At 42.0% G+C, this 14,284-nt stretch carries 16 protein-coding genes; 8 read left to right on the top strand and 8 right to left on the bottom strand.

Annotated features, from left to right (window positions below; translation table 11 throughout):
* Positions 1-10: 10 nt before the first annotated feature.
* The 5 genes from C0V70_RS11210 to C0V70_RS11190 are packed head-to-tail and all read right to left on the bottom strand — an operon-like array spanning position 11 to position 5,352.
* Positions 11-697, bottom strand: coding sequence for a response regulator transcription factor (locus C0V70_RS11210; protein ID WP_102243950.1), 687 nt, complete (start codon positions 695-697; stop codon positions 11-13).
* Positions 690-1,595 (bottom strand): sensor histidine kinase, encoded by a 906-nt coding sequence (locus tag C0V70_RS11205; RefSeq protein WP_102243949.1) that lies wholly within the window; start codon positions 1,593-1,595, stop codon positions 690-692. The genes C0V70_RS11210 and C0V70_RS11205 overlap by 8 nt, the downstream gene beginning before the upstream one ends.
* Positions 1,595-2,872: a glutamate-1-semialdehyde 2,1-aminomutase gene (gene hemL / locus C0V70_RS11200; RefSeq protein WP_102243948.1), complete on the bottom strand. Its 1,278-nt coding sequence runs from the start codon at positions 2,870-2,872 to the stop codon at positions 1,595-1,597. Before hemL ends, C0V70_RS11205 begins: the two co-directional genes overlap by 1 nt.
* A 10-nt stretch (positions 2,873-2,882) precedes the next feature.
* Positions 2,883-4,412, bottom strand: coding sequence for a hydroxymethylbilane synthase (gene hemC / locus C0V70_RS11195; RefSeq protein ID WP_158649653.1), 1,530 nt, complete (start codon positions 4,410-4,412; stop codon positions 2,883-2,885).
* Complete coding sequence (locus tag C0V70_RS11190) at positions 4,396-5,352, bottom strand: Rossmann-fold NAD(P)-binding domain-containing protein (RefSeq protein WP_102243946.1); 957 nt, start codon at positions 5,350-5,352, stop codon at positions 4,396-4,398. Before C0V70_RS11190 ends, hemC begins: the two co-directional genes overlap by 17 nt.
* 101 nt (positions 5,353-5,453) lie before the next feature.
* Here C0V70_RS11190 and C0V70_RS11185 point away from each other — a divergent pair, with 101 nt between their 5' ends.
* The 7 genes from C0V70_RS11185 to rplT all read left to right on the top strand — a co-directional run bounded on the left by C0V70_RS11185 (position 5,454) and on the right by rplT (position 10,585).
* Positions 5,454-5,726: a hypothetical protein gene (locus C0V70_RS11185; RefSeq protein WP_102243945.1), complete on the top strand. Its 273-nt coding sequence runs from the start codon at positions 5,454-5,456 to the stop codon at positions 5,724-5,726.
* 78 nt (positions 5,727-5,804) lie between these two features.
* Positions 5,805-6,866: a guanosine monophosphate reductase gene (locus C0V70_RS11180; RefSeq protein WP_243733563.1), complete on the top strand. Its 1,062-nt coding sequence runs from the start codon at positions 5,805-5,807 to the stop codon at positions 6,864-6,866.
* Complete coding sequence (locus tag C0V70_RS11175) at positions 6,866-8,707, top strand: 1-acyl-sn-glycerol-3-phosphate acyltransferase (protein WP_102243944.1); 1,842 nt, start codon at positions 6,866-6,868, stop codon at positions 8,705-8,707. Before C0V70_RS11180 ends, C0V70_RS11175 begins: the two co-directional genes overlap by 1 nt.
* 1 nt (position 8,708) lies before the next feature.
* Positions 8,709-9,146 (top strand): hypothetical protein, encoded by a 438-nt coding sequence (locus tag C0V70_RS11170; RefSeq protein WP_102243943.1) that lies wholly within the window; start codon positions 8,709-8,711, stop codon positions 9,144-9,146.
* 55 nt (positions 9,147-9,201) lie between these two features.
* Entirely contained in the window at positions 9,202-9,846 is a 645-nt protein-coding gene (gene infC, locus C0V70_RS11165) for a translation initiation factor IF-3 (RefSeq protein WP_342752220.1), read from the top strand.
* Positions 9,847-9,957: 111 nt separating this feature from the next.
* Positions 9,958-10,158: a 50S ribosomal protein L35 gene (gene rpmI / locus C0V70_RS11160; protein WP_102243941.1), complete on the top strand. Its 201-nt coding sequence runs from the start codon at positions 9,958-9,960 to the stop codon at positions 10,156-10,158.
* A gap of 79 nt (positions 10,159-10,237) precedes the next feature.
* Positions 10,238-10,585 (top strand): 50S ribosomal protein L20, encoded by a 348-nt coding sequence (rplT, locus tag C0V70_RS11155; RefSeq protein WP_102243940.1) that lies wholly within the window; start codon positions 10,238-10,240, stop codon positions 10,583-10,585.
* A 52-nt stretch (positions 10,586-10,637) separates the two neighbouring features.
* Here rplT and C0V70_RS11150 read toward each other — a convergent pair whose 3' ends face one another.
* Positions 10,638-11,510, bottom strand: a complete 873-nt coding sequence (locus tag C0V70_RS11150; protein WP_102243939.1) for a matrixin family metalloprotease — start codon at positions 11,508-11,510, stop codon at positions 10,638-10,640.
* 68 nt (positions 11,511-11,578) lie between these two features.
* Positions 11,579-12,226, bottom strand: coding sequence for a fructose-6-phosphate aldolase (fsa, locus tag C0V70_RS11145; RefSeq protein WP_102243938.1), 648 nt, complete (start codon positions 12,224-12,226; stop codon positions 11,579-11,581).
* Positions 12,227-12,332: 106 nt separating this feature from the next.
* Here fsa and C0V70_RS11140 point away from each other — a divergent pair, with 106 nt between their 5' ends.
* Positions 12,333-13,175, top strand: coding sequence for a hypothetical protein (locus tag C0V70_RS11140; protein WP_102243937.1), 843 nt, complete (start codon positions 12,333-12,335; stop codon positions 13,173-13,175).
* A gap of 33 nt (positions 13,176-13,208) precedes the next feature.
* On the opposite strand, the gene C0V70_RS11135 is transcribed toward C0V70_RS11140, so the two are convergent.
* Complete coding sequence (locus C0V70_RS11135; RefSeq protein ID WP_102243936.1) at positions 13,209-14,219, bottom strand: tyrosine-type recombinase/integrase; 1,011 nt, start codon at positions 14,217-14,219, stop codon at positions 13,209-13,211.
* Between the last annotated feature and the right edge of the window lie 65 nt (positions 14,220-14,284).

The raw sequence follows: 14,284 nt of genomic DNA, 5'->3' as shown, positions 1-14,284 counted from the left end.
TCACATTCCTCTAATTCACAATTAATTTATATCCAATACTTCTGATACTTTGAATTTCTAAACTGTTTTTTGGATCGGTCTCACACCATTTGCGAAGTTTGACAATGTAATTGTCGACGGTGCGGTTAGAAGGAAATTTGTCTTCTCCCCAGATCTTTTCAATGATCTCTTCGCGGTCAACAGCATTGTTCTTCTTGGTGTAGAGCAGCTCCAGGATCGCGCACTCTTTTTGTGAAAGGGTGATCACGTTTTCTTGGGCATCCTGAACTTCGTAGCGCTTAAACCAGATTTTAAGAGCGCCGTGAGAAATTTCTTCCGGCAGCTTGTTGATCTCGCTTTGGCTTGAAAGGATGCGGTTTAACCTTAAAATAAGCTCTTTTAGAGCAAACGGTTTTGTTATGTAATCGTCAGCGCCGATTTCTAACCCTTCAACTTTTGTTTCAGGGTCATTCATTGCCGACAAGAAAAGAAGCACAAAATCTTTTCTTAGTTTTCTAAACTCACGGGCAAGATCCAGTCCGTTTCCGTCTGGAAGTCCGATATCCATCAGGATCACACTTGGATGCTCAGATTTAAAAAGCTCGCGAGCTTCCTTGGCATTTTTGGCCCACGCACACCCGTGCCCTAGACCTTTAAGGTACTCAGAAAGGGTAATTCCTAAGTTTTCTTCATCTTCAACAATGAGAATGTTAAGCATGGGCCTCCTCACTCTTTTTAAAGATTAAATCAAACTTCAGGCCATGGTTGGCCTTAGTGATTGAGAGATTGCCGTGCATTTTATCTAAAAGTTTCTGGCTTAGGTAAAGTCCAATGCCAGAGCCTTTGGTTGAATTATGTTTGTAAAAAAGTGTCCCCAGCTTTTCCAGGTCACCTTTAAAGTCACCGTGGTCAATGTAGGCGAGGTGAACCTTGCCTTCTGTCTGCGAAAGGACAATTTGAATTTTTTTACTCGTCGTATGAATGCGCGTGTTCTCCAGAAGGTTTTTCATAATGAGCTCAAGGGCAAATTCATCAGCATCAATATTGATGTTTCCATCAGGAGCAATGATTTCGACTTCGTGTTCAGGCACCCAGGCCTTTGCCAGTCTTTTAATAAAAGGTAAAAGCGACAAAGAAGTGAGATTTAATTCACCTCCGCGCTCAATGCGCGAAAGCTGCAGGATCTTATCCATTTGTGTCTCAAGCTTCGTGGTATCAGCAATCAGGCGCCCGATGAGTTTATTTAACGTCGGATCATTCTTTGATTCTAAAATCTCATTGATGACTTCACCTTGCAGGCGAATGCTTGCCAGTGGAGTTTTTAGCTCGTGAGTGAGGCTCGCGAAAAAGGCCTGAAGGGACTTTGTCTTTCTCTGATCTTTTAAATAAAGAACTAAAAGAGAAATCGAAAGAAGCATTAAGAGAACCAGGAAACTTCCACCTTCCCAGGCGAGCATCTTAGTGATGCGCGGTCTGTCTGCGTGGCCTAGAAAACTCTCAAAGTTGATCATGATATAAACCCACCACGCCCCAATCATCAAAAGAACTCCGGCCCACAGTAATGAGAGGGTAAAGAGGAGTTTTGATGAATGAGAGAATGGGTTTTTAATATTCATTAAAGTTTAATATCCAGTCTCTTAGCAATATCGGCCACCACAGTATCATCGTGAGCTAAACTCACAAATCCTACTTCGTAAGCGTTTGGCGCCAGGTAAATCCCACGGTCTAGTAAAACTTCAAAAAGTTTATTGAAGTTTTCAGTTAGGTTGGCCGGGATGTCAGCGATCTTTGTGACGTTCTCTTTTGGCACAATCCAAAATAGAGAAGAGTAAGTTGTGATCTGGAACATGTTGAACTGACCGTTGTTATAAGTCTTCATCCAGTTCGCTAGAAGTGTTGTGATCTTTTTTGTTTGTTCTTCAATTTTTTTGTAAGACTCAGGAGTCATCTCTTTAAGAGTTGAAAGTCCACCAACCATTGCTAAAGGGTTCGCTGAAAGAGTTCCTGCTTGGTAAACTTTTCCAATTGGCGCCAAATGCTCCATAATAAATTTTGAAGCTCCAATCGCTCCAACCGGTAAACCACCACCAATGATTTTTCCTAGTGTGACGATGTCCGGTTTAATTCCTGTCACTTCGGCCATTCCACCAAAAGCAACACGGAAACCAGAGATAACTTCATCAAAAATGAGAAGTGCTTTATTAGCAGTTGTAATGTCTCTTAAAAATTGCAGGAATTCTTTTGGCTGAACCATCAGACCATTGTTTGCCGGAAGAGGCTCAATGATGATCGCTGCGATTTGGTCTTTGTGATCGATGAAGCATTGTTTTAATCCTTCAGTATCACCAAGCTCAAGAATCAGTGTATCGTGGGCCACACCTTCAGGAACTCCAGCAGATGAAGCTTCAGCTTCTCCTGCTAATCCAGAGCCTGCTTTAATCAGCATTGAATCCACGTGGCCGTGGTAGCAGCCGTTAAACTTAATAATTTTATTTCTTCCCGTCACTCCACGAGCAAGGCGAAGAGCGGTCATAACAGCTTCTGTTCCAGAGTTAACGAAACGAAGTTGTTCTACGTGGGGAAGTTTAGAAAGAAGAAACTCAGCAAGCTCTAATGAGTAGGGCTCACAAGCTCCATAACTCCATCCGCGCTCAAGACCCTCGTGTAGGGCCTTTTCAACTTTAGGGTGTCTGTGCCCTAGAATGAGTGGACCAAAACTCATACAGAAGTCGACGTATTTTTTATCTTCTACGTCGTAGATATAAGCGCCTTCAGCTCTTTTAAAAAAGCGTGGTGTTGTATGCAGCCCTTTAAAGCTTCTTACCGGTGAGTGAACTCCACCAGGCACTAATGTTTTTGATTTAGAAAAAAGATCAGATTGAATATTCGACATATGTATTCCTTTAGACTCTCGTCCATGATTTAAACTCTTCAATTCCGGCCATCGGAAGGACCTCGACGCCATTAGTGCGGAAAAGATCGTATGTTTTGCCGATCCCACACGCGTGCATGCGGTCTTTGATTTCCGGGAAGTGGTAGATGTAGGCCTGGTACTGGAAGTAACTTGTCCAGTAGAAGACTTCTGTTTTTAAAATCTCTGCTTTAAACTCAGCGCTTAGATTTTTATTGATCTCGCGCTTATAGCACGCCACAACTTCTGCCGTTGTCAGTGTGCTTTTTGCTTCATCATTAGATAAAACAATCAACTGTGCATTGGTGTCGACCATGATTCCGGCAGCACGAGATGAGCGCAGGTTTTCTACTTCATCATCGCCAATGCCATCAGCAGTACCGTTAACCCAGAAGCCAAGGGCCGCGAGATCTTTCATTGTTTTTGTTCCAGCGGCCCAAAGAGATTTTGGGTTACTTCCGGAAATCGCCTCAAAGCAGTATTTGCTGGTGATATAAAGATGCAGTCCCTGATCCAATGTGACCGGGATATTTTTTTTCGTAATCAACTGATCATTTGCCGGATGTCCGTCAAAAACTTTTGGGGCCATAACAAAGGCCGGAAGTGAGCGCCCTTCAAGTTCAAACAACGACACGTCTTTCCCGTTTAAGTGCCCTTGGTGGCTATGAAGGAAAAATTCCCCTTTAGAGCTATGAAGCTTTCTAACGTTGATTCCCACAGCAAGGTGGCATCCACCGCCGTATTCATTGAAGGCCTTTCTTTCGCGGACAACTTCTTCTTTTGTGCGCGCATCCTGAACCAGAGCAAGCTTCTTTAGAAGCTCTCCGTTATCAGCGCGGTTAAGTTTGCACTCAATGGCCAGCGCTCCTTGAGAAGCAGAAGAAGGGAAGACTGTTTGAGGAAGAATCATAAAGTTGATTCCATCCAGAAGTCTTTTTAGTTCTTCGTTTGAAGAAGGTGTGTGGGCCAGTCTTTCAATTCCTGGAAGAGCTAAAACAATAGCGTCGTATTCACCATCGCGAAGTTTTTGAATACGAGTGTTGATATTTCCACGAAGCATCTTTGTTTTAACAACAACATTTTTTGCTTTGGGAAGATAGTCGGCCAGTTTCTTTTCAATATTGACGATTCTTCTTGGCGAAGATGTCCCGATAATTAATTCAGCTCTATTTTTAATCGTAGGAATTGTTTCGTTCTTAATAAGAAGAATATCGTGAGCAAAACTTCTCTTTGTCACTGCGGCCATTGTGATGCCTTCAGGACGAAGAGAGCCCAGGTCTTTATGTGAGTGAACGACCAGGTCTACCTGGTCATTTAAAAGAGCTTCATCAAGCTCTTTTGTGAAGAAGTTATTTCCACTCATCTGCCAAAGCGGCTGTGAGGTTTGAATGTCACCTTGAGTTTTAATGACAACTAATTCGAAAGTATCGCCGGTTAAGCGCTCTAGTTCGTCTTTAACTTGTCCACATTGAGTGAGGGCAAGAAGTGACCCTCTGGTTCCGATCTTATAGTGAGTAGGCAAACTGTAACTCCTCCCAATCAAATGGTGTGCTAGATAGAGTAGGTCTTGCGCGTTTTTCGGCAAGGGAAGCGATTGTTGATTTCGCTTTATGTACCTTTTCCATCTTTTCAATATTGAGCTTGGCACTTTGTCTGAAAATATCTTCCAGACGAAGAACTCCATCTTTTTCTGTGAGACTAGTTTCTATCACAGAGGGAGATCCAAGATCAATAAAGAGCTTCATTTGTGCTCTGGGAGAAGTGTGATATTTGTAACCGAAAAATTGCAGGAAGAAGAGTTCATCAAAAAGAACTTCATCCGCTCCAATAGTGTTAACGATAAAAGGGAAGCGGGCGTAAATGTCTTTTGCGCCCCACGCGATGCTCTCTAACCCGTAAGTTTTCGAAAGTTCCGCTACGCGCGCGTCGTTTCTGGCAGAGATAAACACATTGTGCTTTTTCTTTAAAAGTTTAATCAGGTCTTCGGCCAGAGTTCCCGAACCTAAAACCAGTACATCTCCGTCACTCACGGCCGTATGGATGAGTTTTCTGGCGATTCCCGCGTATGTAAGCTGACCAATCTCAGTTAAATGGTCAGTTCTGACTTTTTTATTGTCCTGGAAAAGTTTTTCCAGAACCATCATGACATGATTGTTTCTTTCAGGAGATTTTAGGAATTCTTGGTAGGCCTCTTTAAATTGTCCTACAACTTCGTACTCGGCAACGACTTCAGAGCGCAGGCCACAGATCGTTTCCAGTAGGAAAACGTAAGCGTCTTGCCCTTCAAAAATATCAGTGATGACGTCTTCTCTAAGCGCGTTTTCGCGAAGGTGTAAAAAAGGAGCTTCACCAAGTCCCATAACTAGGGTACGCTGGCACGTCTTTAAAACGAACACGTCTCCCTTTGATGGGCTCGCGTGTGAATTGGCCTTTAAATTAATGACAGTTAAATTGGTAATCATAGTCTTAACTAGTTATAGCTCTCTAAAGCATGAAAATTGTCATAAAAATGTAGGTTTTAATCTTTTTTTCTTATCATTTTTTCTGTGATAAGGTGCCTTTAATGAATATCTTTCAGACTCTATATACGCCAATAAAAGGCGCATTTTTGGCCTTCGACAAAAAAGTCGATGGTTCTATTACCTTTTTCATTAAGCATTACGGAAAAAGCCGTTTTATGATCGCCATGAGCAAGAAGGCCCAGTATTTGGGGTTGGAAAAGCTCTGGGAAAAGGGACCAAAGGCCTTTGTCTATTTCTTTCTTTTTTATTTAGTGCGCGACACCATCCTTTATATCATCCTTCCTATCGTTTTTGCTCGCATGGCCACAAATTAAGTTTTGCCAACAAGTTCCGTCGGTTTTATTCTCTAATGTACTCTTTTTTTTGACCCTTTAACGCTCACAGGAGAATCCATGGAACTAATGTTTAGTCCAAAAGAAATTTTAAATAGAGGAATCGGTTTAACATTTGATGATGTTTTATTAGTGCCTCGCTACTCAGAAGTTTCATCGAGAAAACATCCAGTTTTAAAAACTAAAATCACAAAAAATTATGAAATCGATCTGCCAGTGATCACGGCCAATATGGACACCATCACTGAAACAGAAATGGCCTGTGCTATGGCAAGCCTGGGTGGGATTGGTTCTCTTCACCGTTTCATGAATGAGACTGAACAAGTGGCAATGGTTAAAAAAATCCAGGAATACTTAAAAGAAAAAGGACTTAAAACGCCAATCGCTGCAAGTATCGGGGTTAAAGAAGAAGGCATTAAAAGAGCAGATATGCTGGTAGATGCCGGCGTTCAAATCATCACTTTAGATATCGCTCACGGCGACTCTATTATGATGCTTGAGACACTTGATTACCTAAAAAAGAAACACTCAAAAATCGACGTTATCGCAGGTAACGTAGCGACTGCTGATGGTGTAAAGAGAATGATTGAGCGCGGAGCTGACGCGGTAAAAGTAGGAATTGGCCCAGGGTCAATGTGTACAACTCGTATCATTACTGGTCACGGTGTTCCTCAATTATCAGCGATCGCACTAGCGGTAAGTGTTGCTGAAAAACACGGAATCCCGGTTATTGCTGACGGCGGATTAAAAAATTCTGGAGACATCGTAAAAGCACTTTGTGCTGGAGCTTCTTCAGTAATGGTTGGGTCTCTTGTTTCTGGAACATTTGAAACTCCAGGTGAGTTAAAAGGTGGAATGAAACAATATAGAGGAATGGCCTCAAAAGCTGCGCAAGTTTCTTGGCGCGGAGAAATGCCTCAAGGGATGGCGGCAGAAGGTGAATCGACAATGATTCCTTCTAAAGGGCCAGTGTCTCATGTGATTAACGAGCTAATGGGAGGTCTTCGTTCGGGAATGACTTACATCGGAGTTGATAACATTAAAGCGATGTCAGAAGCAGCACTATTTATCCAGATGACAGCATCGGGAATGAGTGAATCAAAACCTCACGGAGTGAGATAATGGATTTTTCTAAGCTTGGAAACTTCGCCAAACTTGGCGGTCTCATTGGTGGGATCCCGAGTTTCTTTGATAACTTCAAAGAGATGGAAGAAATTGTTTTAAATTATCCCAAGCTTAAAGACAGGATTGCTAACAAGGAAGAAGACCGCGAAAAAGCGATCAAAAACTTAAAAGAAATCAGAGCGGAGCTTTCGCTTCCATTCTTGAGAACTTTTGAGAAATTCCTCGATGCCTCTTTGTCGCAATTATATGACGGGATCAATTTCAACGATAGCGGCAACAACTTAAAAGAGTTGTCGCTGAAAAATAACATCGTTTTAGTTCCCAACCACCAGTCACACGCCGACTACGTGGCCATTAACTATATTTATTTCAAAAAATACCAGTCCCCACTTTTTGTGGCGGGTGGAAACAACCTGAATATTTTTCCGATCGGGCCCTTGTTTCGTCGTTCAGGATGTTTTTTCATCAGAAGAACATTCGCCAATGACATCCTTTATAAGTTAACTCTTGAAGCCTATCTTCACTACATGCTGGTGAAGGGAAATCCGATTGAGTTTTTCTTTGAAGGAGGAAGATCGCGCACTGGAAAGCTTCTGCCGCCAAGATACGGTCTGTATCAAATGCTGATTGAAGCCCACAATTCCATCCCGGAAAAAGACAGGATGCCACTAAAGTTTATCCCGGTGTCGATTGTTCACGAATACGTTCCTGAGCAAAAGTCCCTGGTGCGCGAACTGGAAGGCGGAAAAAAGAAAAAAGAAAGTGCCGGCCAGGTTTTTGGTCTAGTTAGACTTTTTTCATACCAGTTCGGTAACGTGCACATCAATGTCGGTCACCCGGTAGATATGCCACCTGTCGACCTGGACAATCTTAAAACCCAGACTCAAAAGCTTGCTTTCGAATGTTTCTTAGAGGTAGGGAAAAATATGCGTGTGACTCCGACGTCACTTCTGGCGATGATTCTTTTAGATGAGCCGACCGGAGCGCTTAAGTGGGAAGAAATTCTCTCTAAGGCCCGCCACATCGTCGCTTATTGCCAGAAATTCAATGTGCCGATTACAGATTCAATCACTCCGGAGAATTTAGAAAAATCACTGGAGAGATCAATTGATATCTTAATTGGAAATAAAAAAGTTGAGGCCATCGGAAACCCGAATGGAAACCACGTTTTCTATTCGATTAAAGATGATTCAAGAAAAGAAATTCTTTATTTCAAAAACACGGTTCTTCACCATTTCTTAGTTCCGTGGATTGTAAACATGGGATGGGTTAACTTATTTTCAGGGCACATCACCAATGTCGATGACCTAAAGAAGTTTTTTATCTCGCAGAGAAAACAGCTAATGCACGAGTTTTATCTTCCAACGGTAAAAGAGTTTTTAAACTCAACTCTGGAAATCGTTTCTGATGCTGTCGGAAGAGAAGTCAAAACGCTGGAAGAGTGTATGGAGCTCTCTCACAAGGAGCTTTATCAGATCCTGCAGAAAGTGAGTCTTTTTTCGCGCGCATGTAACTATCTTATGGAAGCTTACTACGTTTGTGGCTTAACTCTGACAGCGCTTTCAAAAGAATATAAAGAAGGATTCAAAATGGAGACCTTCTTAAAGAAATATAAAGAAGTTTTTGAAAGCGAGAGAAAACTTAAGCGCATTATTAAATACGCTGAAAGTTACTCGGTTCCGCTTTCTAAATCGAGTCTGCAGTACTTCGTTCACACTGGCATCGTCGCAAGCAACAGCGGCTACTATGCTGTCACGGACTCCCAGAAACTGGCCGATGTCCTGACAAAAGTGGAGTCGGATTTAAGCTCGCAACTCTCTATCAATCTTTTAAATTAATATGGCCGCCATCAAGCTAAAAAAAATCAATTGGCAGAGGCGGCGTTTTATCGCAAGTGGAGATCTTCACGACCTCGACCTGTGGATGGACGCAGACCAGACGCTTAAAAAAAGAATCCTGACGGACTCAACCTACCAACTGGTCGGGAAAAAAAGCATTGTGGAAATAAGCACCAAAACCGGAAAAGGTAGGCTTCTTTTAGAAGTTGTAGGTGTTCCCAAAACAGATCTGCCGACTTTTGACGTAGAGGCCCAGACAACTTTAATTTGGGAGTCTCCAAAAGAGGCCTTTAAAGTGGATTTTTCTGCCTTAAAAGTTCAGGCCCAGCAAGTCATCAAGGGAAGTAACCTGGCCATAAATGACACTTACCACATAGTTTTGGATGGCCCTAAATTAGAGCTTCATTTTTTTATTCAAAAAGATTATATTCATTCGTAGCATTACTAAAATAAAGGACCCTCTAAATAACTAGAAGGTCTATATCCAGAGGTAAATTATTAAAGACAACCAGAGCCCAGGTTCATTCCAGAGACCATCATTCGATCGCGACCGCCAATCAAACAAAAACCAAGGTCCAAGAGTTAACGAGCAAATCAGGATTCCTGAATGCCGCTTACTAGGGGACGACGGTCACCAATACGGTGTTGTTTCTATGGCCGAAGCAAGAAGAATTTCTGATGAAGCAGGCCTAGATCTTGTTGAAGTGAGCCCTACAGCTCAACCTCCGGTTGTTAAGCTTATTGACTTCGGTAAGTACAAGTACGAGCTTCAAAAGAAGGCCCAAGAAGCTAAGAAAAAACAAATTGTTATCCAGTTAAAAGAAGTTCAACTACGTCCAAATATCGAGCAAGGTGACTTAGATACAAAGCTAAATCACTGCCGCAAGTTCTTAGACCAAGGTGATAAGATTAAGATTTCTATGCAGTTTCGCGGTCGCGAAATGTCATATCGCGATGCAGGAATGGAGAAGTTCAAAGCTATCATCGGCCAAATTGTTGAAATGGGTGCTGTGATCGAGTCTGAGCCAAAAATGATGGGTAATAGAATTATCGCCATTTTAGCTTCGACTAAGAAGCCACCTGTGAAGAAGGCAGAGGATAAACCTGCTGCTTCAGAACAAAAAGCTAAAAAGGACTAAGAAAGTCTTTTACAAGGTATGAATTTATTGATATTTATACCTGCTTTAAAAAGCATTTAATGCATTATTTTATAAATTGATCGTTGATATAGCGAATGTTGGGAGTATTTCATGCCAAAAATGAAGACAAGAAAATCAGCTGCGAAAAGATACAGCGTAACTGGTACAGGTAAAGTTAAAAGAAGCAGATGTGGTCTAAGACACAAGCTTGAAGTAAAGAGCCAAAAAAGAAAGAACAGAGCAGGTGGACCAGCTCTAGTTCACCAATCAGAGCACGAAAAAGTTAGAAGAATGCTTCCATACGCATTCTAGTTAGAAGATAAAAATATAAAACAGATGTTTTGGGCCTAAGAGAAGAAGCTTCCCCCAAAGATCGTTACAGGAGTAGAAAATGGCACGCGTACGTAGAGGATTTAAAGCTAGAAGAAGAAGAAACAAAGTTTTGAAACTTGCAAAAGGTTTCCACTTTGACCGTAGAACAAAATATAAGCACACAGCTGAAACTGTTAAACGTGCTCTTAACTACGCTTACGTAGGAAGAAGACTACTTAAGAGAGATATGAGAAAGCTATGGGTTGTTAGAATTGCAGCAGCAGCTAGAACTCTAGAGACTTCATACTCAAAATTCATCGGATCTCTAAAAGCAAACAATGTTACTCTTAACAGAAAAATGCTTGCAGAAATCGCAGCTACTGACTTTGCTGGATTCACAGCAATTAAGAACGCTCTTAAAAAGTAGTTTTTAATACATTTTTTAAAATAAAAAAAAGGCCCTCGAAAGAGGGCCTTTTTTATTTGTGCTTTTTGAACATTGCGATGTCTGGTTTACGAGAAAGATCCAGGTGGTGTTCGTAGACCTTTTTGCCATTCTCATAGTGGGCACAAGTCCCGTCTTTATGAAGCTCAATCATCCCTTTTACTTCTGTTCCTTCAGGGACGCTGATGGCGTTAGTGTTGGCGCCGAGGCCGCTAATGTAGTTGTTGATATAGATATCTTGAATGCGAGTTCTATCAAAATTCTGAACAGTTCTTTGAGTCGTTGAATAGTAGGGCGCCATGATGGATGGTTTTGTCGATTCATGACAAAGACCAAGTAAGTGTCCCATCTCGTGCAGGACAACTGTCGGAAGGTCCATATCCACTTGGTAGATGGCATTTGCCATCACCAGGTCTGAAGCGTAGTCGCGGTAGTTAACGATAATATCTGCGTGAGTCAGTTGTACGTATTGGCCAAGTCCTGCGCTGCTAGTGACAATACCGTAGTACTGAGTGATAGCGATAACGTTTGTCTGAACGTTGGAAAACCATTGAGGGGATTTATAGATACCGATTTCGCTGTCTCTGAAGGCCGATGTCGTTGAGTAGCCTGAGTTATTGGTAACTGGAAAAGGCACCGTAATAAGTGTTTTAGAGCCTCCTACAGCATCATTCCACACCTTTGCCATCTGCTCGAGAGGGTTAAGTCCTCCGACCATCATACCCGCTGTGATATCGCCGGAAAAATCAGAAGACATTTTAAGAGTTAGAGGTAGAGAAGAATCACTCCATTTGCCGATAAGACAGGCCGATCCACTGCTACCCAAGGCAGACTGAGACGTCGTCGTCTGCTTTTTACAAGCAGCAAACAGGAGAGTGAATAAGGAGAGAAAGAGCAGGTTCCTCATTGCTTTATTATCGGGCAATAAGGGGGGAAACTTAGGGCAAAAACCTTAATTTTTGCCCTAGTTTGGGATTACTTAGTGTTGGCCTTCTTGTGGTCTGCTAAAAACGCCTCTAAACCATTTGTAGTTAGGGGGTGCTTGTAAAGAGACTTGATAACAGAAAGAGGCATTGTGCCTACATCTGCCCCAATTAAGGCGACTTCTCTGACGTGTGCTGAATGGCGGATAGAAGCCGCCAGGATTTTTGTTTTGAATCCGTAGTTATCATACATTTGGCGGATTTCAGCAATCAGGTCATTTCCGTTGTGTCCGATATCATCCAGGCGTCCAATGAATGGAGAAATGTAAGTGGCTCCGGCCTTAGCTGCCAGCAGGGCCTGGTTCATTGAAAAACAAAGTGTGACGTTTGTCTTGATGCCTTTTTTTGTAAAGTGAGCACAAGCTGCAATTCCTGCTTCAGTTAAAGGAAGCTTGATCACCACGTTTTTGTGGATCTTTGCTAGTTCTTCACCTTCTTTAATCATACCATCAAGGTCAAGTGCTATAACTTCCGCCGAGATTGGACCGTCAACGATCTCAGAGATTTCGCGGATTACGTCTTCTTGTTTGCGTCCGGTTTTAGCAATCAGAGATGGGTTAGTTGTGACTCCGTCAATAATACCCAACGAAACTGCTTCTTTAATTTCAGCAATAATTCCTGTGTCTAGAAAAAATTCCATAAATCCTCCGGTTTAAAAAATATGCCATTAGAGTACGCTCGGTGGGTGTTTTCGGAAAGCTTTTTTCCCACTGGGGTAGAAAAAAAAGTAGGTTATAATCTTATGTATGAAGTCATTACTGCTTAGTTTTTTAATCCTTGGAATCAACTCATCAAATGCTATTGAGTCGAAGGCGCTTAATTCTTTGACAGTCCGAGATGAGCCCAAAAACAAGATTAAAAAAGAGACATTGGTTATTGGGGCCGATTCGTTTTACGACGTTAAGGCCGATTATACGATGTTTTCCGGACGAGTGACTGACCGTGATGCCACAGCTTCAATCGTTAAGATCTCCAGCGAAAATAAGAACGTAAAATTTTTCCGCGCCGGGGATTTAGTAGAGTTTAAAATCCAAAACAATAAAGAAGGCGATTACTGCCAGGGCTACGTCCGTAGTATTGAGCCGGATTATTTTGTCATGTACGCCAAAGAGCTTTTTCCATGTTTTCCCAAGGAAGAGTACTTCAGACGCGGGACTGCGCTGATTATGCACTCTGAGAAGCTGGCAGAGCGCGTGCGCGAAGCCTCTGTTTACCGCGCCAGTTTAATTAACAAGAAAAAAGATTTCATGGTTCAGCTCAACGATATCAACAATGGGATCTGGAACTTTGAAGAAAGAAAAGTGCAGACGGCCGCTGATTACGACCGCCAGATTGCTGAACTTGAAAAAGCTAAGATCAAAGCATTGGATGATTTACTCTCTCGCAAAAATGATGAGATTAAGCTTCAGCGCGAGCTGGCCTTCCGCTTAGATAATATCGACAAAGAATTAGATTTCTACCGCATTGATAAGAATGATTTGATGTTTGACCGCTGGCATATGGATCACGATGTAGGGCTTCCGGTATACGAGAGGCCGGAAGAAGTAAGACCTAGAAGAGCGAGTGGTGAGAAAGTTATTGATGATTAAAAAAAAGGGCCCGAAAAACGGGCCCTTTTTATTTTAGTGCTTTCTGTAGTTAGAGTAGATGTCTTCCAGGATTTCCTCGTTGTATAGGAAATTTGGAGCGTGCTCCAGGTAAAGTTTAAGGTCATAAGAAGGAGCAAGTCCTAGCCATTCCTTAATAAGTGTAACGCTCTTTTCTTGTTGAATCCACTTGAAGATACACGCCTGACGAAGTGATTTTGGAGTCAGAGTGATCATTAGTTTATTTCTGTAGTCTTCGAAAATGATCTCAATCCCTCTTGGTGATAATCCACCAGAAATGATTCTGTATGGGTTAGCGTAGAAGAGAAGGTTATCAAATGTGATTTGTGACTTCGCTTTCATTTCATCAAGGATCGCTAGGTAGTCAGCAAAAACTTTTTCAAAGATTTTTGGAAGGACAACAGTATACGCATCTCTTTTTGGGTGACGGATAAGAACGCGCGCCTCTCCGTTAGAGATCGTGATGTCGCTCATTTTAAGTTCTGAAAGATCAGAAACTTTTAATCCCGCCCCAAAGATTAGAAGGAAAAGAATCTGGTTTCTTTTAGAAAGAAGCTCCTGGATTTTATCCTGAGAGTGAGATTCTTCAACCAGGTAAGTCCAAAGAGTTTTTACGTCGATGAATGGAGTTGGTCTCGGGATATCTAAAAACTTCGGTGAAGTTGGAAGTTTTCTAACTGGGTTTGAAGATACCAGTGATTTGTTTAAAAGGAAATCAAAGAAGATTCTTAGAGCTTGAACTCTTCTTCTTCTTGAGTTGTCAGAAGAGTACTTGTTTTCCAGGTACTTTCCGTAGTTTGTCACTAGTGCCTGGTCGAAGTTCTTTACTTCAACTGAAGCGTACTCAGTGTTCAGGTAAAAATTAAAGCAGTCTAGGTCTGTTTTGTAGTTCTTAAGTGTGTTTTGGCTTTTTCCTTGAGTTCTAAGGTTGCGGTAAAACTCTTGTTGAAGCTCGAAAAGTTCTGGGTTTAGAGGGGCGCTTGAAACCGGGGTTTGGACAGTAGATTCTGTGGTGTTTGTGTTCATAGTTCTTTCGTCTCTCTCGGAAAAGTGTGTGTGTGAAGAGTCATTTCAAAGTGTTAGCGCCCGCA

The sequence above is a fragment of the Bacteriovorax stolpii genome (assembly GCF_002872415.1).
Classification (GTDB): Bacteria; Bdellovibrionota; Bacteriovoracia; order Bacteriovoracales; family Bacteriovoracaceae; genus Bacteriovorax; species Bacteriovorax stolpii.
This window is presented reverse-complemented; position numbering and strand designations above follow the sequence as displayed.